The 21,448-nt window shown below is 37.7% G+C and carries 17 protein-coding genes and 1 pseudogene; 1 reads left to right on the forward strand and 17 read right to left on the reverse strand.

The genetic code is table 11. The features are described from left to right. Positions 1-93 precede the first annotated feature (93 nt). The 14 genes and pseudogenes from dnaK to rimP form a co-directional block, all read right to left on the reverse strand. A complete protein-coding gene (dnaK, locus tag BCR24_RS00245) occupies positions 94-1,923 on the reverse strand; it encodes a molecular chaperone DnaK (protein ID WP_069638556.1) in 1,830 nt (609 codons plus the stop codon). 74 nt (positions 1,924-1,997) lie between these two features. Next, positions 1,998-2,540 carry a nucleotide exchange factor GrpE gene (gene grpE / locus BCR24_RS00250; protein WP_069638557.1) on the reverse strand — a complete coding sequence of 181 codons (543 nt, stop codon included), beginning with the start codon at positions 2,538-2,540 and terminating at the stop codon, positions 1,998-2,000. A 62-nt stretch (positions 2,541-2,602) separates the two neighbouring features. Then, entirely contained in the window at positions 2,603-3,646 is a 1,044-nt protein-coding gene (gene hrcA, locus BCR24_RS00255) for a heat-inducible transcriptional repressor HrcA (RefSeq protein WP_069638558.1), read from the reverse strand. A 192-nt stretch (positions 3,647-3,838) separates the two neighbouring features. Continuing rightward, a complete protein-coding gene (hemW, locus tag BCR24_RS00260) occupies positions 3,839-4,999 on the reverse strand; it encodes a radical SAM family heme chaperone HemW (protein WP_069638559.1) in 1,161 nt (386 codons plus the stop codon). Positions 5,000-5,250: 251 nt separating this feature from the next. Then, a pseudogene (locus tag BCR24_RS16315) lies at positions 5,251-5,732 on the reverse strand (magnesium-translocating P-type ATPase); the annotation flags it as partial. 246 nt (positions 5,733-5,978) lie between these two features. After that, positions 5,979-6,914 carry a riboflavin biosynthesis protein RibF gene (gene ribF, locus BCR24_RS00270; protein ID WP_069638561.1) on the reverse strand — a complete coding sequence of 312 codons (936 nt, stop codon included), beginning with the start codon at positions 6,912-6,914 and terminating at the stop codon, positions 5,979-5,981. Between the two features lie 17 nt (positions 6,915-6,931). Beyond that, a complete protein-coding gene (gene truB / locus BCR24_RS00275) occupies positions 6,932-7,852 on the reverse strand; it encodes a tRNA pseudouridine(55) synthase TruB (RefSeq protein ID WP_069638562.1) in 921 nt (306 codons plus the stop codon). Between the two features lie 224 nt (positions 7,853-8,076). Continuing rightward, complete coding sequence (locus BCR24_RS00280; RefSeq protein WP_069638563.1) at positions 8,077-9,324, reverse strand: PcsB-like coiled-coil domain-containing protein; 1,248 nt, start codon at positions 9,322-9,324, stop codon at positions 8,077-8,079. A 236-nt stretch (positions 9,325-9,560) separates the two neighbouring features. Continuing rightward, positions 9,561-9,911 carry a 30S ribosome-binding factor RbfA gene (gene rbfA, locus BCR24_RS00285; RefSeq protein ID WP_069638564.1) on the reverse strand — a complete coding sequence of 117 codons (351 nt, stop codon included), beginning with the start codon at positions 9,909-9,911 and terminating at the stop codon, positions 9,561-9,563. A 33-nt stretch (positions 9,912-9,944) separates the two neighbouring features. Continuing rightward, positions 9,945-12,554, reverse strand: coding sequence for a translation initiation factor IF-2 (infB, locus tag BCR24_RS00290; protein WP_069638565.1), 2,610 nt, complete (start codon positions 12,552-12,554; stop codon positions 9,945-9,947). Between the two features lie 12 nt (positions 12,555-12,566). Then, positions 12,567-12,869, reverse strand: a complete 303-nt coding sequence (locus BCR24_RS00295; protein WP_069638566.1) for a YlxQ-related RNA-binding protein — start codon at positions 12,867-12,869, stop codon at positions 12,567-12,569. After that, on the reverse strand, positions 12,862-13,158 hold the full coding sequence (rnpM, locus tag BCR24_RS00300; protein ID WP_069638567.1) for an RNase P modulator RnpM: 297 nt from the start codon (positions 13,156-13,158) through the stop codon (positions 12,862-12,864). Before rnpM ends, BCR24_RS00295 begins: the two co-directional genes overlap by 8 nt. Positions 13,159-13,176: 18 nt before the next feature. Beyond that, on the reverse strand, positions 13,177-14,358 hold the full coding sequence (gene nusA / locus BCR24_RS00305; protein ID WP_069638568.1) for a transcription termination factor NusA: 1,182 nt from the start codon (positions 14,356-14,358) through the stop codon (positions 13,177-13,179). 123 nt (positions 14,359-14,481) lie between these two features. Beyond that, positions 14,482-14,955, reverse strand: a complete 474-nt coding sequence (gene rimP / locus BCR24_RS00310) for a ribosome maturation factor RimP (RefSeq protein WP_069638569.1) — start codon at positions 14,953-14,955, stop codon at positions 14,482-14,484. A 479-nt stretch (positions 14,956-15,434) separates the two neighbouring features. On the opposite strand from rimP, the gene rnhC reads away from it, so the two are divergent. Next, complete coding sequence (gene rnhC, locus BCR24_RS00315) at positions 15,435-16,364, forward strand: ribonuclease HIII (RefSeq protein ID WP_069638570.1); 930 nt, start codon at positions 15,435-15,437, stop codon at positions 16,362-16,364. 41 nt (positions 16,365-16,405) lie between these two features. Here rnhC and budA read toward each other — a convergent pair whose 3' ends face one another. The 3 genes from budA to BCR24_RS00330 form a co-directional block, all read right to left on the reverse strand. Continuing rightward, the gene (gene budA / locus BCR24_RS00320; protein ID WP_069638571.1) at positions 16,406-17,119 is read right to left on the reverse strand and encodes an acetolactate decarboxylase; all 714 of its coding nucleotides are present in this window, start codon (positions 17,117-17,119) and stop codon (positions 16,406-16,408) included. 13 nt (positions 17,120-17,132) lie between these two features. Further along, entirely contained in the window at positions 17,133-18,797 is a 1,665-nt protein-coding gene (gene alsS / locus BCR24_RS00325) for an acetolactate synthase AlsS (RefSeq protein ID WP_069638572.1), read from the reverse strand. Between the two features lie 268 nt (positions 18,798-19,065). Further along, a complete protein-coding gene (locus tag BCR24_RS00330) occupies positions 19,066-21,288 on the reverse strand; it encodes a glycoside hydrolase family 3 protein (RefSeq protein ID WP_069638573.1) in 2,223 nt (740 codons plus the stop codon). Positions 21,289-21,448: the final 160 nt, after the last annotated feature.

The following is a 21,448-nucleotide window of genomic DNA, read 5'->3' on the forward strand; positions in this document are numbered from 1 at the left end:
TTCCCTTGATTTGCCTATCTTTATCTAGAAATAAAGATAGGCAAAGACCAAAGCGATGACTTTGGTCTTTGCCAGCTTGTTAACGATCAAGGATTATTTGTCGTCGCCTTCTACTTCTTCAAAGTCAGCATCTACAACATCGTCTGCTCCACCTTGTGCAGCTTCTGGATTTTCTTCTGCTTGTTGTTGCGCTGCTTGTTCATAAAGTTTTACAGTTAAGTTTTGAACGATCTCGTTTAATGAATCACGTTTTTCTTTCATTTGTTCGATATCGTTTGCTTCAACAGCTGCTTTTAACTCATCACGAGCATCTTCTGCTTTTTTCACTTCGTCTGCGTCTACTTTACCTTCTAATTCTTTCAATGTTTTATCAACAGTGAATAATAAAGCGTCAACGTCGTTACGTAAATCAACTTCTTCTTTACGTGCTTTATCAGCTTCAGCATTTGATTCAGCATCTTTCACCATACGTTCGATTTCATCGTCTGATAAACCTGAAGAAGATTTGATTGTGATTGTTTGCTCTTTTTGCGTTCCTAAATCTTTTGCACGTACGTTTACGATACCATTTTTATCGATATCAAAACTTACTTCGATTTGAGGCACACCACGAGGAGCCGCTGGAATATCTGTCAATTGGAAACGACCTAATGTTTTATTGTCCGCAGCCATTGGACGTTCACCTTGTAATACATGAATATCTACAGCTGGTTGATTGTCCGCTGCTGTTGAAAATACTTGTGATTTACTTGTTGGGATCGTTGTATTACGATCGATCAACTTAGTAAATACGCCACCCATTGTTTCGATACCTAATGATAATGGTGTTACGTCTAATAATACAACGTCTTTCACATCACCTGTAATAACCCCACCTTGGATCGCAGCTCCCATTGCAACTACTTCATCTGGGTTTACTGATTTGTTTGGTTCTTTGTTTGTTTCTTTACGTACAGCTTCTACAACAGCCGGGATACGTGTAGATCCACCAACCAAGATTACTTCGTCAATTTCAGATGGGTTCAAACCAGCATCTTTCAACGCTTGGCGTACTGGAGTTTTTGTACGTTCTACTAAATCACTTGTTAATTCATCGAATTTCGCACGAGTTAAGTTCATTTCTAAGTGCAATGGACCAGCATCTCCTGCTGTGATAAATGGTAAGCTGATTTGTGTTGATGTTACACCTGATAAATCTTTTTTCGCTTTTTCAGCAGCATCTTTCAAACGTTGAACAGCCATTTTATCTTTAGATAAGTCAACACCGTTTTCTTTTTTGAATTCTGCTACCATATAGTCGATGATTTTGTTGTCAAAGTCATCTCCACCTAATTCATTATCTCCGGCAGTTGATAATACGTCGAATACGCCATCCCCTAATTCAAGGATCGATACGTCAAATGTACCACCACCAAGGTCAAATACTAATACTTTTTCGTCTTTATCTGTTTTGTCTAAACCATATGCTAATGCAGCAGCTGTTGGTTCGTTTACGATACGTTCTACTTCTAGACCAGCGATTTTACCAGCGTCTTTTGTTGCTTGACGTTGTGCATCGTTGAAGTAAGCTGGAACTGTGATAACGGCTTTATCCACTTTTTCACCAAGATAATCTTCTGCGAACCCTTTTAAATATTGCAAGATCATTGCAGAAATTTCTTGCGGTGTATAAGATTTGCCATCAGCTTCTACCTTATAGCCAGCTTCGCCCATATGACGTTTGATTGAGGCAATTGTATGTGGATTTGTCACGGCTTGACGTTTTGCGACTTCACCAACTTGGATTTCACCATTTTTGAATGATACGACTGAAGGTGTCGTACGATTTCCTTCTGGATTTGCAATGATTTTTGCTTCTCCGCCTTCTAATACTGCAACTGCTGAGTTTGTTGTTCCTAAGTCAATACCAATAATTTTACTCATAATTAATGATCTCCTATCTTCATTTTAATTTTTGATTTTTCAATTTATATAATACAAGCATTTTATCTTGTTGTTTACTGCGCAACAATTACCATGCTTGCTCGTAAAACGCGGTCATGTAATTTGTAGCCTTTTTGTAAGACTTCAACGATTGTATCAGCTGGTGTTTCATCACTCGCTGGAATCGTTTGAACTGCCTGATGTAAATTAGGATCGAAAACTTCACCCATCGTTGGAATTTCTTCGATGCCTTCTTCTTTCAAAGCAGCCTGTACACTTTCTAAAACCATCGAGATGCCTTTTTTCAGGCTTGCACCTTGTTCATCATCAACTTCGATTGCCATCGCACGTTCTAAATTATCAAGTGAAGGTAATAATTTTTTACCTAAATCTTGTGAACGATAGCGAACTAAAAGTTCACGCTCATTTTTGAAACGATTGCTCATATTAGCAATTTCGGCACGCGCTCTTAAGAATTTATCTTCCATTTCAGAAAATTCTGCTTTGGCATTCTCTAACTCTGTCATTTCGGCTTCTACCTCTGAAACACCGGAATCATCGATTGCTTCCATGTGTTCTTCCTGTAATTCCTCATTCGTTTCTTCTTTATTACTCACTCTGGCAACTTCCCTTCTCAATTTCGTAGAATTAATTAGAATTCTATATTTTCAACTTATGGCTATTCATCAAGGAAACGATAATAAGCACCAAGTTTTGAAGCTAGCTCATCGCGGAATACATCCACTAAACTAAATATTTTTGAATATGGCATACTTGTTGGACCTAATAGAGCAATCGTTCCTTTACCGTGTCCAGATACTTCATATGTCGCCGTGATCATACTCATGTTATCCAGTAAATCATTTCCGATTTCCGATCCGATTCGAATAGCAATCGCTGAATCCTCTTGATCTTCAGTCGTTAACAAATGTGTAAGCGCATCTGTATTTTTCATAAATGAGTAAACTGACTTTAATTGATTGATGTCTTCTTTTAAACCAAAATCTAGCACGTTCATGCGTCCGCTAACAAATACTTTTTCTTCAAATGCATGACCTAACATTGCATCGAATAAACGCATCATGCCGTCTGGTGTTTGAAAATAACGATGTAAAATCATCGGGATTTCCGTTCGCAAACGATGATATACGGTCAGTAAAGGCTGACCAACAAGCTTATCATTGATAATTTGCGTCATTTTTTCCAAATCTTGACTGGAGACTGATGCTGGAATTGCAAATACTTGGCTTTCAACATTGCCTTTATCTGTGACAATCACCGCAATGATTTGCCGCTCATTCAGCGGAACAATTCGAAAACCTGTTAGCTTTCGTTCTTTCACTTCTGGTCCTAAAGAAAAAGCGGTATAACTAGTCAAATTAGAAAGAATTTCAGCAGATTGCTCAATGATATCATTGATCTCATGAAACTCTCTTCCAAAAGAATGACGAATCGTTTCTAATTCATCATGCTCAACTTCTGTCGGACTTAGTAGATGATCCACATAGTAGCGATAACCATCCATTGAAGGTATTCTACCTGAAGAAGAATGTGTTTTTAATAGCAACCCATGTTCTTCCAAGGCTTTCATGTCATTGCGGATCGTTGCAGAACTTGACTTGATTCCTTCTTCCATCAACTTCTTTGATCCTACAGGTGTCCCTGTATTCGTGTATTCTTGGATGATAAGTCGCAAAATATTCTTTTGTCTATCTGTTATCATAGTTACCACCCTTCATTAGCACTCATGTTATTCAAGTGCTAATACAATTATTAATATAGCAAGTTCTGTTAGAATTGTCAAGAGAAAAACACATTTTTTAGCACTCTTTGTATACGAGTGCTAAAAACCGTAAAAAGAACGAAACTAAAGCAGACTAATGCTTAGTTTCGTTCTTAAACATACAGCTTAAGCTTATTCTTCTTTATCAATAAGAAATGCTTCAAATACGTCATTCCCTATGAAAAGCCCTTGTTCAGTCAATTTGATATGTCCGTCACTTTCCAGCAACAAACCTTTTTGAACCAAGTCAGGAATCGTCTTTTTGTAGACTTGATTTAACGCTCGTCCAAATTTTTCTTCAAATTTTCTCTTTGACACACCATTCATTTTTCGCAAACCCAAGAACAGCTCTTCTTCCATTTGATTATTCAATGTCAGGATTTCTGTTTCAACAGTGGGTAGCTGGTTTGCTTTTAATGGTTTTAAATAATGCTGAATCGGTCCATGATTTCGATAACGAGTATGACCTAAGTAGCCGCTTGCTCCTGCGCCAAAACCATAGTAGTGATCATTATTCCAATAAACTAAATTATGCTGACTTTCCTGGCCTTTCAAAGCAAAATTGCTTACTTCATATTGATGACGTCCGGCCTTTTCCATAGCAATGATTGTTTCTTCAAACATTTGGGCTTCCACATCTTGATCTGGCAACTGTAGGCGACCTTGGCGAACCCAATTCATAAACATTGTTTTATTTTCCAAAATCAAAGAGTAAAGTGAATAGTGTGGTAAGTCAAGTTCGATTGCCCGCTTCAAGGTATCTTGAAAACCTTCTAGCGTTTGACCAGGTAAGGCATAGATCAAATCGATACTCACATTTAAAAAATCTTCTTTTTCTAAAAATTTCATAGTCTCATAGACATCTTCTGCAGTATGTTTGCGTCCAATTTTTTTCAACAGCTGATTATCAAAAGTTTGAACCCCCATGGATAACCGATTTACCCCATATTCTTTCATCACTTGTAGCTTTTCTTGGGTTAGATCACCTGGATTAGCTTCTATAGTAAATTCATTTGCTGGGTCGATCGGCAGTAATTCACGAACACCTTTTAATAATACATCTAACTGTTTAGCTGATAAAGAAGTTGGCGTACCGCCTCCTATGTAAATCGTTTCGGTCGTTTTGCTGGGATATTGCTCTTTGGTCAGACGAATCTCTTTCAAAAGGCTTTGGATATATTCATCAACTGGTTGACCTTCCAGAAAAACTTTATTAAAATCGCAGTAGAAACAGATATGTTCACAAAACGGGATATGTATATAAGCTGAAATCTTTGTATTTTTGTTTTTCAATTTTTATTCCTCCAATTTACAAGTCCTCTAATTTTTAGACTATTCTATAGAAGACGCCTCTTATCTTAACATATTCAGCCATAAAATAGTTTAAATTGAGTCAATAATCACTCATTACCCATTAGAGACAAACAAAATGGCAATTTAATTCTTTAAAGAGCTCAAAATGCCATTCATTCGTTATACTATTTTGCAAATAAACATTATTTTTTCTATAACAATTTTCGATATTTTTTCATATAGATTTTTTTGACCAATCTGACTAAAAATAAATACGTTACGATTTCAAAAATCGAACTTGTCCGGCCAAACCATCTCATGAATGAACCCATCGATTTAGCTTCCCATTTTTTAGTTTTTTCTACATACTTAGCACCCGCAATATCCCACGGACCACACATGTCTGACGTATTATGAACCAAATTTAAAAAGAGTGATTGGATTGGTGCTACTGGTAGAAACGGTAAAAAGATACTTGCTGGAATAACAAAAAACACATTACCAAAATTAGAACTTGCGGTTATTTTGATATATTTCATTGTATTGCTGAAGACTCGTCGACCTGATATAATACCTTTTTTAAAACCATCAAGTCTTTTTGTAATACAATAACATCTGACACTTTCATCGCTCCAGCATCATTGATTCCGTCTCCCATAAAGCCAACTGTTTGTTCATTCTTTTCAACGCTTTAACGATTTTTTTTTTTTTGATCAGGGGTTACTTTTGTAAAGCCTCCCACTTCGAGTCATGTCTATTTATTCCTAAAATACGTATATGTCTTCTCATTTACAGAAAATTCTATCATCACTAACTAACATCTCTTGTCAACGAACAAAACAAAAAGAAACAAGTTCTACATTGTTCAGCTCATTATCACTAATGTAAACTAAAAGACTAAATAGTTAGCCTTGAAAATCGGCTGACTATTTAGTCTTTTTATTTAAAACTGGTAAATATTAAACCAGTCTCTAAAAGCTTATAAAAAATAATTTGCTGCATCTTGTTCATCTTGTTTCAGCTGTACAATCAAACTTTCTGCTCCATCAAATTTAACCTGATCGCGTAAATAATGAGTCCACCTAACAGTGACCTGTTCCCCATATATATCTTGATGAAAATCTAAAATATATACTTCAACTGTGAGATCACGACCATCACCAAACGTGTCATTATGCCCAATCGATCCCATACCAACATACCATTTATTGCCTATTTGAATTTGCACAGCATAAACACCGATTCGCGGCAGGCGCACAGTACTTTTCACCTTGATATTTGCAGTAGGAAATCCTAATAAACGACCTCTAGCATCACCGTGAACAACCGTTCCGTCTGTTTCATAGACGTAACCTAATAACTCAGTGACCTCCTCCATCTTGCCAGCTTCCATTAATTCACGAATCCGTGTCGAACTAATTTTTGCACCGTCAAGCTCTTCTTTGCTCACAGTAACAATCTCAAAACGCTCTTTAGCATAATCTGGTAAGTGAGCAACATCGGCAATCTCTTTAGGACCGTATGTATAATCAAAACCAGATACTGCCACTTTGGCATGTAAGCCGACAATGTATTGATCCACAAATTCTTGTGGCGCTAAATGAGCAAATGCGGAAGTGAATTCAATTACATATAAAATATCTACACCCTTACTTGCCATCAATCGTTCTTTTTGTTCTAAGCTGTTTAAATATTTCATATTTTCAGGCAAGACTTTTTGAAAAACGATAGACGGATGCTGATTAAAGGTCATTACAGCTAATTTCAGGCCTTTTTCTTGCGCGATTTGTTTTCCTGTTTCAATCACTTTTTGATGTCCACGATGAACACCATCAAAAAAACCTAAGACCATTACGACTTCATCCGTTGGAATTTGGTCTATAGTGTACGGATGTCTAATTGGAATGATTTGCATGATAAAACTTCTTTCTATTAATTATTTCTTAGCACCTTGCTAGGTTTTAATACATTGGGTTTCGTTGGATGGGCCATATACAAGCTTACCACTTGCTCTTGATAAAATAATGCTACTAAATCGCGTGGCATTTCTTTTAAGCCAAGTTCATCAGGGGTAAAACGGACCCCATTTTTCACTTTTTGATAAAGTTTTTCAGATAAATCAATTCTTGGAAAACGCTCGATTGCTATTTCGATTGGAAGCAATGTCTCATCGATCGTCTCTTTTTCCATAATTTCTGCCACTTGCGCTAACGTTAAACTTTGCTCTGCTGTTAAGCCGCCACTTGCAGTTCGAGTTAAGTCAGACATATGTGCGGGCACTCCTAAAATAAGTCCTGTATCCACAGACAAGGTTCGAACATAGGTCCCTTTACCACAGACCACTTTAAATCGCCAGCTTTGAGTTCCTTTTATGGCATCGAATTCAGGTTCATTTAGACGTTCAAAAGAATAAATCATCGCTTTTCTGGTTGGGCGTTCAACCTCTTCACCATTTCTAGCATACTCATAAAGACGCTTACCATTAACTTTGACTGCAGAAAACATAGGTGGAATTTGCGTAATCGTACCAGTCATATTTTTCATTGCGGCGTCGATTTCTTCGTTTGAAAAAGGTTGGGCAAGTGTCTCTTGTTCAACGATTTCTCCACTTGCATCCTCCGTTGTCGTAGAAAAACCTAATGTAATCTCGCCTTCATATGTTTTCCCAGAATCCACCATATATTCGATTACCTTCGTTCCTTTGCCGATACAAATAGGTAGCACTCCAGATACATCTGGATCTAATGTACCACCGTGACCAATTTTTTTCGTATGTAAAATTTTCCTTAGTTTAAAAACACAGTCATGACTTGTCATGCCAGCTTCTTTCCATAAAGGTAAAATACCGTCCATTGTTTTCCTCCATTAGATTATTAACTTATTTATTATAGCACAGAAGAACTCAGAAATTCATTTTTTAAAAGTAAGTTCTAGTTAAAGCATGACTGTTTTTGTCCATTGAATAGTCCTATTTTCTCTAAAACTAAAAAAGCGTAAAATAAAACTAAGTAACAGTCTTATCTTACGCTCCGATCGTGTGTTTTTTGCTTGAATTCATTTGTAGTAAAGAGTAAGGACTAAGCAGAATGTCCCACAATTACATCTCCTACATAACCAAATCCAACTCGTGTCATATTAGGATTCATTTCCCAGTCTCTGTGACCTGTTCCTGATGGCGATGACATATTCGTTTCATTATACCAAGCCATGATCACAGAATTTCCTGGGGCGAACATGAACGCAATCACTTCGTCTCCTCTATTCCAGTGATCTGAAGGTACTTGATAGTTTTGCATGATTGCCGCTCGACTAGTCGCTGCAGCTGCAAGTCCTGCATCCCAACTAACTGGATTTAATCCGTTAGCTGTACGTAAGGCATTTAATGCTTGGAATGTTGCGTCACCAGAAGTAACAGGTGGTACAACTGGCTGCTTAGGTGTTTCGGAAGGTTTTGTCACTTCTTGATTGTTTGAATTACTTCCACTTGAATTGGTATCTCCTGTATTATTTGTGTCTGTTGTATTGTTAGTAGTTGTTGTCGTCGTCTGCTCATCTGTTACTTGACTTTGAGCAGCTTGTTTTTCAGGTTGACTAGATGCTGTTGCTTTTTTCTCCGTCTTCTTTTTTGCTTCACTTTCAAGTTGCGCTTTTAGTGCTTCTTGTTGCTGTTTCAGCAAGGTATTTTTTGAGCTTTCCGCTCCGGATGTTTCTGAATCTACTTCTGCCTTCAATACATTCAAATCTGCTTGCTTTGCCACAAGATTTTCTTTTTCTTTTTCAAGCTGAACCGTTGCTTCTTCAATATCAGCTAAGTTTTTTTGAATATCTGATTTTTTAGTTTCAACAAGTGTTTTGTCTTCTTTTTGTTGTTTCACTAAGTCATTATTCGCTGTTAAAATTGATGAAATCGCTTGGACGCGACCAACTGCGTCTGAAATTGATTCAGCGTTTAAAAGCATATCAAGAATTTGTGTACCTTGTCCATTTACTTGAACATTTCTACCTTGTTTTTGAATTGCTTCGGTACGTTTGTTAATACGTATATCTAATGCTTCAATATCTTTTTTTAGTTGTTCAGATTCTTCGGTTAAAGCTGTTTTTTGTTTATTTAGAGCAATTCCATCATCAAAAATCGAAGAAATTTCATTTTCTAAGGTTGTAATTTGTGCTGCTACACCTTTTTGTTTTTCTTTTAAAGCAGAAATTTCTTTATCTTGCTGTTCTATTTTTTTATCAGTCGTCTCAGCTAATGAACTGATTGGCGCTATTGTGCCTCCAACTGTAACCAAACTAACAATTAATAATGACAAGCTTTTTTTCTTCACTATTGCCCCTCCATTTTCTTCAACAATTTCTTAACGATACTCGTATTCTAATATGATAGCACAAATATGTCTTATTTAATTGTTAAATTTGTTACATTTTCTTTCAGTTTAATTACAAAAAATAAGTCTATTACAAGAAAATCTTACTCTCTTGCTATTCTTTTTAGAAATAGACTAAAAAAGCTGAAGAGGATCATCCTCTCCAGCTCTAGTGATACACAATTTCACTGCGTTTTTTATTCTCCTTGATTCAATTTACGAATCAATTCATCAATATGATTACCATATTGAACAGACTCATCCTTTTCAAAAATCAGTTCCGGCGTTTTATACAATGTTAAATGCTGTCCTAATTCTTTACGGATCAATCCTTTGGCTTTATCTAATCCTTGTTGCGCTTTTTGGTGATCAGAAGCTAGATCAGATAACAAACTGTAATAAATCGTCGCTTGTTGCAGATCGCCAGTTACTCGAACATCGGTAATTGTAATATCTTGCACACGTGGGTCTCTGACACGTTTTCTCAATATATCATTGATTTCACGCATGATTTCTTGACCTACTCGGCGGTCACGATAATTTGCCATACTGTTTCTCCTTCTTTCTTACTTTATTTGGTGTTATTGTTTGATTTCTTCCATAACAAAGCCTTCAATTACATCGTCAACTTTAAGATCATTGAAGTTTTCAACCATCGCACCACATTCAAAGCCAAGTTTCACTTCTTTGGCATCATCTTTGAAGCGTTTCAAGCTAGAAAGTTTGCCTTCAAAGATAACGATTCCGTCACGAATCACACGAACACCACTATCACGACGGATAGAACCTTCTGTGACATAACAACCAGCAATCGTTCCAACTTTAGATACTTTGTAAAGTTCACGAACCGTCATTTGACCCGTAATTTTTTCTTCAAATTCTGGATCTAGCATCCCTTTCATTGCTGTTTCGATTTCTTCAATTGCTTTGTAGATGATACGGTGTAAACGGATATCTACTTCTTCTTGATCTGATTGTTGTTTTGCTTGTGGTGTTGGGCGAACGTTAAAGCCAATGATGATCGCATTACTTGCTGCAGCAAGTGTCACGTCACTTTCATTGATTGCACCAACAGCCGAGTGAACGATTTTCACACGAACACCAGCAACTTCGATTTTTTGTAAGCTTGCTGCAAGAGCTTCAGCCGTCCCTTGTACATCTGCTTTGATAATCACGTTAACGTCTTTCAATTCGCCTTCTTTTAGACTTTCAAACAAGTTATCTAATGTTACACGATTATTTGATGAACGTTGTTCAAGTTGTGCACGTTTGCCACGTTCTTCACCTGCTTGACGAGCTGTTTTTTCATCTTCAAAGACTACGAAACGATCGCCTGCTTGCGGCACATCATTCAAACCAGTGATTTCGACTGGTGTTGCAGGTCCTACTGCTTTATCACGACGGCCGATATCATTAGTCATCACACGGACACGTCCGAATGTATTTCCGACAACAATCGGATCACCAACGCGTAATGAACCTTGCTGAACAAGTAATGTCGCAACAGGTCCTTTTCCTTTATCCAAACGAGCTTCGATTACTGTACCAATCGCACGTTGGGTTGGATCAGCTTTCAAGTCTTCTACTTCAGCAATTAATAGAATATTTTCTAGTAACTCGTCAATATTTTGATTGAATTTAGCTGAAATGTTTACGAAGATCGTATCTCCGCCCCATTCTTCTGGAATCAAGCCGTGTTCACTTAATTCTTGTTTTACGTGATCAGGGTTAGCACCTGGTTTATCCACTTTATTGACTGCCACAATAATTGGCACTTCTGCCGCTTTCGCATGGTTGATCGCTTCGACAGTTTGTGGCATAACACCATCATCTGCTGCAACGACTAAAATCGTAATATCTGTGATACCAGCTCCACGAGCACGCATACTTGTAAACGCAGCATGTCCTGGTGTATCTAGGAATGTAATTGGTTTACCGTCGATATCGATTTGGTAGGCACCAATATGTTGCGTGATCCCACCTGCTTCGCCTGAGGTTACACGTGAATTACGTAATGTATCAAGCAATGTTGTTTTACCATGGTCAACGTGACCCATGATGGTTACAACGGGTGGACGTGTTACAAGATTTTCTTCAACTAACGCTTCTGGCTCGAAGAATTTGTCGATATCAGCGACATCAACTTGAACTTTTTCTTGTGGTTCCATGCCATAATCTACGGCTAATAGTTCAATTGTTTCTTTATCTAGTGATTGGTTTTGGTTGACCATAACGCCCATCATAAATAACTTTTTGATAATTTCAGCTGGCTCGCGGTGAATTTTCTTTGCGATATCAGCTACGTTCATTCCTTCTGTATATTCTAATACATCTGGCAATTCACGGAATTTACGAGCAGGAACTGCTGGTTTTGTTGATTCTTGGTATTTCCCTTTTTTGCCTTTTTTATTGAATCTGTTGCGGTTTTGGTTATTGTAGCCGTTACGGTTACGATTTTGACCACCGCCTCCTCCGCCAAAACTATTGTTGCGGTTTCCAGAGTTTGTATTATTACGGTTTTGATTTCCTTGTGCATTAGTGTTGCCTTGTCCTTGTTGCGGACGGTTTTGTTGTCCTGTTTGTGCAGGACGATTTTGAGTTGTACTTTGGTTTGGACGATTTTGGTTCGTATTTTGCGTATTGCTTTGCGCTGGACGATTTTGATTATTGTTACGGTTTTGATTATTTTGTTGTCCTGTTTGAGCTGGACGGTTTTGATTGTTTTGCTGCGGACGATTTTGTTGTCCTTGGTTTGAACGGTTTTGAGTCATATTTTGGCTGCTTCCTTGCATGTTACGATTTTGGTTGTTACGGTTTTGATTGTTTTGTTGTCCTTGTTGCGCTGGACGGTTTTGATTGTTTTGCTGCGAACGATTTTGTTGTCCGTTTTGATGTTGCGGTCTTTGTTGAGTTTGGTTTGGTCTATTTCCATTTTGGTTAGCTGGTTTTGGATTTGCTGGTTTTGTTTGTCCTTGACCACTTTGTGCTGCTTGTGGTTTTGCTGCTGTTTTTTGTTGTGTTGGTGCAGGCTTGTTTCCTCCAAATGAGTTGCGAAGTTTTGATTCGTCCTCAGAAGAAATTGCGCCCATGTGATTTTTCACATCCATACCTAAAGCATGTGCTTTTTCAACAACATCTTTACTCGATTGATTGATTTCTTTTGCTAATTCATAAATTCTTTTTTTCCCCATGCAATCACCTTCCTAACCTTTGATTAGTTCCTTGAACTTGGTCGCAAAGCCTTGATCATTGATGCCGATCACCATACGCGTTCTACCGATTGCGTGACTTAATTCTGCATGTAAAAGCGACTCATTGTATGGAACATTGTAATAAGAACATTTATCCTTAATTTTCTTTCTTGTATTTTCACTAGCATCTGAGGCAACAAAAACAAATTTTGCTTTATTACTACGGATATCACCGATTGTCAATTCTTCACCGGTCACTAGTTTTCCAGCTCTCATAGCCAAACCTAATAAATTTAATATTTTTTCTTTATTCATTGCCAAACAGCTCTTTACGTGCTTTTTGGTGTTCAACATAGTCTAATAATTCTTGGTAAAAAACATCCGTTAATGTTGTCTCCAACACACGATCTAAAATTCGTTTGTCCCATGCAGCTTGGACTTCTTTAGGTTCAAGTGAAACATAAGCACCTCGACCCGGCATTTTACCTGTGGGATCGATTGCAACTTCACCTTCTTTAGAGCGTGTGATTCGAACTAATTCTTTTTTCGGTTTCATTTCACCTGAAACAACAGATTTACGCATCGGGACTTTTCTTTTTTTCATTTCATTCCCTCCAAATCGTTAAACTTGTTCTTCGTCTTCTACTGTTTCTTCTTCAAATGCCACATTTTCATAATCATCTGCAGTCATGTCAGATGCCACGATTGCCTCGTCAAATGCATCTTCTTCAACGGTTGCTTGATTTTCTGCTTGTTCAGCATAATAAGTTTCCATTTCAGATTCAGGTTTGATATCGATCTTAAAGCCAGTTAATTTTGCTGCTAGACGTGCATTTTGACCTCTTTTACCGATAGCAAGTGATAACTGATAGTCAGGAACCACAACTGTACAAGCTTTGCTGTTGTTTGGATCAAAGATAACATCGACTACTTGGGCCGGATTCAGTGCGTTGCTGATGAAAACAGCTGGGTCTTCACTCCATTCAACGATATCCATATTCTCCCCTTTTAATTCGTTCACGATAGCTTGAACACGTTGTCCTTTTGGTCCTACACACGTTCCAACAGGGTCAATATTGGAATCAGTTGAACGGACAGAAACTTTAGAACGGTCACCCGCTTCACGAGCAATACTGACGATCTCTACTATTCCATCATACACTTCTGGGATTTCTTGTTCAAATAATCGCTTCAATAAATCAGGATGACTACGGCTAACGAAAACTTGCGGACCTTTTGAGGTATTTTCAACTTTTGAAACGTACACTTTGATACGATCATGTGGTTGATAAAATTCATTTGGCATTTGATCTTGTTTAGATAACACTGCTTCGATCTTGCCTAAGTTTACATAAATATAACGACGGTCTTGTCTTTCGACGATTCCTTGCATAATGTCATTTTCATATGCACTGAATTCGTTGTAGATAATGTTTCTTTCTGCTTCACGAACGCGTTGTAAAATAACTTGTTTTGCTGTTTGCGCTGCAATGCGGCCAAAATCTTTGGGTGTTACTTCAAACCGAATTTTGTCACCCATTTCATACGCTTTGTTTACTTCCATGGCTTCTTTTAATGACACTTCTAGTTGTGAATCAAAGACTTCTTCGGTCACTTCTTTTACGGCATAGACATGGATGTTGCCTTTTTTATTGTCGAACTCGACTTCAACATTTTGGGCTTGCCCGTAATGTCTTTTATATGCGGAAACTAAGGCTGCTTCCAATGCGTCAATCACAATCTCTTTAGAAATACCTTTTTCAGCTTCTAATGCATCCAATGCATTCAACATTTCTTTGCTCATTTTTTATCATTTCCTCCTACTGTCTAAATGAAAGGTCAACGGAGCGGATCAACTGTTTATAGATCGATCCTTGCATCCTGTGATAAGCAACAACTGGAACGTTCTGCTTTCTATTTTTACTGATTAAAACTGAATTGCCAAACGAGCTTTTGCAATGTTTTTTCGTTCAAATGTATAATCTTTGACTCTTGTTTTAATTTTGACTGTCAAGGTCAATTGGTCTTTATCAAGTGATTTTAAGACACCTTCAAATTGTTTTTCACCTTCAATTGTTTGATACAGTGAAACATGAATGTATTCTCCAACTGCTTGTTCATAGTCGCTTTCCTTCTTCAAGGGACGTTCAGCTCCCGGAGAGGACACTTCCAGAAAATATGCTTGAGGAATCGGATCAGGATCCATAGCATCAAGCTTTTCATCTAGCTGTTCACTGACAAGCGCGCAGTCTAAGATATCAATACCGCCTTCTTTATCAATAAAGACACGGAGAAACCAGTCTCTTCCTTCCTTGACAAACTCTACTTCTACAAGTTCAAAATTTTGTTTTTCTAAGATTGGTGTGACTAACTCGGTAACAGTTTCCACAACACTACTCAAAATTTTCGCCTCCTTCGAGATTTATGTAACGTACTAGTTTTTAGAAAAGAAGAATGAATCGTGCCGAGGTGTTGCTTAAAAACGGCTTCATACAACTAGACAATAGAAAAGCGGAGTATATATTGCAGCTCTAATAAAAAACAGGTATTTTGACTTTCGACATTTCTTTGTCGAGTGCTCTATTACTCTGATTGAAAAGGGCTGATTCACATAACTGAATATTGAAAAGTGAACTAAATCAACGTTTCAACAACTATTTTTTTATGTTACTCCATTAAAAAGAGTGAGCAGAAATCCGCTCACTCAAACTAGTATCATTACTTATAATGTATTCTATCATAGATTGACTGAAAACTCAAATCTAGGTTATTAAACTGGCTTTTCTCTTCATTTACTTTTTCAAATTATCAAAGAATCTTACTTCACTTTTCTATTTTTTTGTTTTACTATGAATAGGAAGATTTGAAAGGAGTACCTCCATGTCACAAACACAGGTAATTAAAGTTACGAAAGATACGATAAAAAAAATGCACGCCTTTTATAAAAATAATCTACTAAATAAAACTGTTCCTTATACTGATTTTGTAGCAAAAGTCGGAAGCACCACTATTACCGCCTACACCTCAGGTAAAATCGTTTTTCAAGGACCTGATGCTGAAAAAGCTGCCGCTAGATGGGGAAACGCTGTGCCCGGTAAAAAAGCGCATAACGCCTCTTCAAAAAAGACAACGATATTGCCTGCCAACTTTAGTCAGCTTTCTGTCTTAGGTAGCGACGAAGTTGGTAACGGTAGTTATTTTGGACCTGTCACAGTCTGTGCTGCTTATGTAGATAAAACAATGGTTACAAAGTTAAAAGCACTTGGTGTTAGAGATTCAAAAGAGTTGACTGACCCACAGATCGTAAAGCTTTCTGCAGTTATTAAAGAGCTGATCCCACACAGATTGCTAATTGTTGAACCAGAAAAATATAATCAAATCCAGCCTAAATACAATGCAGTCCATATGAAAGTCGCTCTTCATAATCAGGCTATTTATTTATTATTGAAAGACATTGCCCCTATAAAACCAGAAGCCATCTTGATCGATCAATTTACACCAGAAACCAATTATAAAAAGTATGTCCGCAGTGAACAAAATCAGGTCACTGAAAAGCTGTACTTTATTACCAAAGGCGAACAATACCATGTCGCAGTTGCAGCTGCGTCGATTATTAGCCGAGCAGCCTTCTTAGAAGAACTAGACAAAGAATCAAAAGAATTAGGAATGAACGTTCCTTCTGGAGCTGGCGCCACTTCGGATAAAGTTGCAGCTGCCATATTAGCCAAAGGCGGAATCGAATTACTAAGTAAATATGCCAAACTTCATTTTGCGAATACTGAAAAAGCGAAAAAAATCGCTGCCAAATAAAACTTGCCTAAGACGGTTTGACCAACTGTCTTAGGCAAGTTTTACTCTGCTTCTTGAATTTCCTTATCCAAATCAGCATAATCGATTTCAGTATGAATAAATGTCTCATCATTTTTGGGAAAATGCTGCAATAAAGAATCCATTGGTTCGATTTCAATTGTTCCAGATTCCAATTCAAAATCCATCAAATGACCACCAAACGTCTCCTCATCGTCAATAAAGTGCAAATGAAAATCCGCTGCCGCAACGCCTTGAAACAATTCAGGAGTAAAGAAGCCAATGATCGTACCAGAAACATCTCTTTTAACAAACTCAGGTTGTTCTTTAGACACTTCAACTAATCGTTTATATGGTTTTTCTTGCTTAGGCATTGCTCGTATACGTACTTCTTTAAATTTCCCATGAATTTTGATTGCGTGAAAAAGATTTTCACTCTTTAATTGTTCACGAATCAACGTATTGATTTGCAGGTTATTTGCAGAGTGCTCAATGGGAAACTTGATTGTCGGCTTAAAGTTCGTTACTGCTGCATAAGGGGTCTTTTGTTCTTCATTAATGGCGATCAAAGCACCATCTTCTCTCCCTTGATACGCTTTTCCATCTAGAATAATCAGTTCTCCATCTAGGCCAGCTAAAGTGCCAATCCCAAAATCACCTTTTTCCAAAATATTAGCAATTGTTTCCGTACCATCCATTAAACCAGCCATTAATGCCCCTAGCGTCCCATGCTGGTATAAAATTGCTTCTTTTGTCATTGCTATCACCTTTCTAATAAAACTGATCCGGCAAAATCGTTTCACCAAGTTTTTCGTTGTCTTGGTAATCAATTGGAATATCGATCACGACTGGACCTTCTGTTTTGATACCAGTTAAAATTGCCTCTCTTAGTTCATCACTATTTTCTGCTCTTATGCCTTTTGCACCAAAAGCTTCAGCGTATTTCACAAAATCGACTGGTCCAAAGTCTACACCCGAAATCCGATGGTATTTTAGCTGTTCTTGAAATTCAACCATATTATAGCGCCCATCATTCCAAATCAAATGGATGATTTTCAATTTTTTACGAACTGCTGTTTCAAGATCTTGGGCAGAAAATAAGAAACCCCCGTCTCCTGACACAGAGATGATTTGTGTATTCGGACGAACTAACGCAGCAGAAATCGCCCATGGAAGTGCCACACCTAGTGTTTGCATACCATTACTAAAAAGTAAATGTCTCGGTTCATAGCTTCTAAAATGACGAGCCATCCAAATATAATGACTGCCTACATCCACCGTAACCGTCATCTCGTCCGTCACAATAGTTTGTAACGTTTCAATAACCTCCAAAGGATGAATCAAGCCATTCGTCGCTCGTTCTTTGATATCATCTCGTTTAACTAATTTCTCATGTAAGACATTCAAATAGTCTCTTGTTTTCTTTGACAACGTTTTAGCCTCGATATTTGGTAAAAGAACCGTTAATGTCTGTGCAATATCGCCAATCAATTCTCTTTCTGGTTGGAAATATTGATCGATTTCAGCTGGTGTATCATCAATTACTATAATTTTAGATTCCCCTTCTGCGTTCCAATTTCTAGCCTCATACTCAATCGGATCGTACCCAACCGCAATGACTAAATCACTACGTTTTAATAGCATATCGCCAGGTTGATTACGGAACAAGCCGATTCGTCCAAAGAAATGATCTTCTAATTGTCTAGAAATCACACCTGCTGCTTGGAATGTTTCCACCACTGGAATTTTGGTTTTGGTAACAATGTCACGAATTGCTTTTGCTTCTTTTGCAGTTGATGCTCTCATGCCAACTAATAAAACAGGTAACTCAGCTCCTTGAATTAATTCAGACAGATACTGAATGTCTTCAGGTGAAGCTGATCCGATTTTTGGATCACTTAGCGGCTTGATACTAGCTGATTCAACTGAACTATCCACTACATCTTGAGGAATACTGATAAAACTGGCTCCCCTTTTTGACGATTTCGCCAACCGATAAGCATTTGCTAACACTTCAGAAATAGTTTCTGGATCTTGAATTTCTGCACTATATTTCGTAATTGGCTCAAATAAGGCAGCGTTGTTCATACTTTGATGCGTTAATTTTAACAAGTCACGTCGTTTCACTTGACCGCCAATCGCCAATACAGGATCACCTTCTGCTGTTGCTGTGACTAAACCTGTTGCAAGATTACTGGCACCTGGACCACTTGTTGCAACTACTACGCCAGGATGTCCGGTCAAGCGTCCAACCGCTGCCGCCATAAATGCCGCATTTTGCTCGTGCCGCGTTACGATTAATTCTGGGCCGTCGTCAACTAATGCATTAAACAAGCCGTCGATCTTTGCTCCTGGAATCCCAAAGACATAATCAACTTGATGATTTTTTAAACTTTCTACAATCACTTCAGCACCATTTCTGCTTTTATCCGCCACGTGTTACACTCCCTATTCAATAGTGTTTCATTACATATAAATAACCTTAAGAAAGAATTTTTCATTGAATAACATCACTAAATACAAAATTTTATAATACAGTTTTAAAACCTGTATCATTTTTTATGATTATAGCATGGAAGCTTCTTTTTGTTTAACGATTTGTTTGGCAAAAAGGAAAAGTGACTGAGACATAACTCTGCGAGTTACACCTCAGTCACCTAGAATGCGAATAAACGGTGTGAGCAAAAGCAACCTCTCAACCATTTTAGTTTCGATAATTCAAGCGCTTGTCTTTAATTTGATGCTCAAAATCCATGCCGTAACCAAAATCATATACATGACCTAGTTCATCTTTGTAGCAAATCATGTCAAATGGAACATCTTCTTGTTGTTGTTCAACCGTTTCCATATTTTTAGGCATCTGAAACGGCAATAATCCGGAAGGCGTAGCCTCACCACTCAAAACACTCAATATCGCTTGTGTTTGGACACCAAAATCTGCGATAATTCCATCCACAAGCTGCTCGAATTCTTTCACTATTGTGGGATTTTTCATCATGAGAGAAACGACAATCGGTAAGTCTGGAAAATCTTTTCTTATTGTCATAATCGTTTCAATATCTTGATTGTTAGCTGCTATATTGCTTTTATCAAAATAGGAACGGTCTTCACCAGCCAAACTTTCTTTCCGAGCGTATTTAGCAGTATAAGGTAAATATTGTAAGCTAATCGGCAAATAGCCATTTCCCTCAGCATCACTAGCATAACCAACTGTTTTCGGTGAGTCTAAAAAAACAAGCACAACATCCGCTCTATCTGGAGATTCTACAACTTGAAAATACTTTTCTACGATAGCAGGATTAACCGGTTCTTTTTCACAAGCAGGCTGAACATTACCAAACCAATCTGAGGATTCACCAATTTTTTGTTTAGGAATATACACTTTTGTTTGTTTTTTTAACGGCAACAAGTGATGTTTATTTTTTAGTAAAACTAAAGATTTTTGCTGTGCCTTGTAGCCACGTTCCATAAATTCAGGATTACCTACTATTTCTTCTGATCGCTTCGGTATCAAATAGGGATTTTCAAATAGACCTGTTTGAAAAATATTTTTCAATATTCGACGAGCTGAGATACGAAATCTTTCTTTCATCACTTGCTCGCTATGTTCAGCGATACCTAATTCATAAGCAGCCAAAACCGGCGCTATCTCATTATTTCCACCGAACTGATCAACACCTGCTGCCAATGCTTTATAATGACGTTCTTCCACCGTTAAGCTTTCTACGCCCCAGCTTTTTCCATCAATAAATTGATCTAATTTGACCGCGTCTGCTGTAATCGACCAATCTGTACAAACAACTTCGTCATACGCATACTTTTTACGCAATAAATCATTGATGATATATTCACTAAATCCATTTCCGACATCTTCGTGATTTTTTTGATCTTGATCATAAGAAATTGTGTAATAAGGCATCACAGCAGAAGCTTTTTTGGTTCCTGCTTCTAGATCAAATGCACCATGAAGAAATGGTTTTAAATGTTCACTAAAATTATTACCAGGATAAACTGCATATTTACCATAACCATAATGACCATCACGACCAGCTTCACCGCTTCCGCCACCAGGCCAGTGCTTGACCATTGCATTGACGCTTTCACTGCCCCAGCCATCCGTTTCATATTCAGTTGTTTGAAAACCATCACAATAAGCTTTAGCCAAATCGGTGACTAATTTGACCCCTTCTCCAAATGTTCCAGAAAAACGCATCCAGCGTGGCTCTGTCGCTAAATCAATTTGCGGAGATAAGGCAGTTGTGATGCCAAGTGCCCTGTATTCTTGACTTGCGACTTCACCAAATTGCTTTACCAAGCCAGGATCGAATGTTGCAGCTAAGCCCAATTGCTCTGGCCATTTTGAAATATCCCCACCAGCACCTGCATTAAATTCTGTATCAGCACTAGTGCTATGTCTTGGATCTGAGCTGACGTTTACTGGAATACCCAAATCTAAACTTTCAGCCATTGCTTGTAAATTATTCGACCACTCAGCAGCAATTTGAGGAGCATCCACCAGTGTTAATAAGACATGACGAATATGATCTTTTTCTAAAAATTCTTTTTGCTGATCCGTTAAATTCGCAATAGATCCGCTATAATGATCTAGCGATTTTCCGTCATACGTTCCTGAGAACATTTCCACAAAATGATTCTGACTTTTAGAAACCGTTTGATGCCTACTATACAACATTAATCCAGCAATCTGATCGATCGTCAATTTTGCAGTTAAATCTTCAATTCTCTCCTCAAGCGGCAAGCGCCAATCTTCATAAGGATCTAAAAGTCCATTCTTATTTAAATCTTTAAAAGCAAAACCATCTTCTTCTATCAAAGTAACACCTGAAGCCGTTGAATAACCCAGAGTTGCACCATTTTCATTCTCGACCAGTATCCAATTTCCTTGAGAAGTCTTTTTGTAGCCCATTTATTTTTCCCCATTTCATTATGCCGTAAACGCATTCTTTCACTTCTTTCTATCTTACAATAAATGTTAACCCGATGCGATGTCTATTTGGGATTTTATTTGCTTCTGTTTTACAAACGTGTGTATTTTGTCTGTATATGTTTAAGAAAATGTAAAGAAA

The organism is Enterococcus ureilyticus (genome assembly GCF_001730315.1).
In the GTDB taxonomy this organism is placed as follows: domain Bacteria; phylum Bacillota; class Bacilli; order Lactobacillales; family Enterococcaceae; genus Enterococcus_L; species Enterococcus_L ureilyticus.

Bases quoted from the DNA above. Each gene is read 5' to 3' on its own strand.
- dnaK (WP_069638556.1), bottom strand. From the start codon at position 1,923: ATGAGTAAAATTATTGGTATTGACTTAGGAACAACAAACTCAGCAGTT.
- hrcA (WP_069638558.1), bottom strand. From the start codon at position 3,646: ATGATAACAGATAGACAAAAGAATATTTTGCGACTTATCATCCAAGAA.
- ribF (WP_069638561.1), bottom strand. From the start codon at position 6,914: ATGCAAATCATTCCAATTAGACATCCGTACACTATAGACCAAATTCCA.
- truB (WP_069638562.1), bottom strand. From the start codon at position 7,852: ATGGACGGTATTTTACCTTTATGGAAAGAAGCTGGCATGACAAGTCAT.
- rbfA (WP_069638564.1), bottom strand. From the start codon at position 9,911: ATGGCAAATTATCGTGACCGCCGAGTAGGTCAAGAAATCATGCGTGAA.
- infB (WP_069638565.1), bottom strand. From the start codon at position 12,554: ATGGGGAAAAAAAGAATTTATGAATTAGCAAAAGAAATCAATCAATCG.
- BCR24_RS00295 (WP_069638566.1), bottom strand. From the start codon at position 12,869: ATGAATAAAGAAAAAATATTAAATTTATTAGGTTTGGCTATGAGAGCT.
- rnpM (WP_069638567.1), bottom strand. From the start codon at position 13,158: ATGAAAAAAAGAAAAGTCCCGATGCGTAAATCTGTTGTTTCAGGTGAA.
- nusA (WP_069638568.1), bottom strand. From the start codon at position 14,358: ATGAGCAAAGAAATGTTGAATGCATTGGATGCATTAGAAGCTGAAAAA.
- rnhC (WP_069638570.1), top strand. From the start codon at position 15,435: ATGTCACAAACACAGGTAATTAAAGTTACGAAAGATACGATAAAAAAA.
- budA (WP_069638571.1), bottom strand. From the start codon at position 17,119: ATGACAAAAGAAGCAATTTTATACCAGCATGGGACGCTAGGGGCATTA.
- BCR24_RS00330 (WP_069638573.1), bottom strand. From the start codon at position 21,288: ATGGGCTACAAAAAGACTTCTCAAGGAAATTGGATACTGGTCGAGAAT.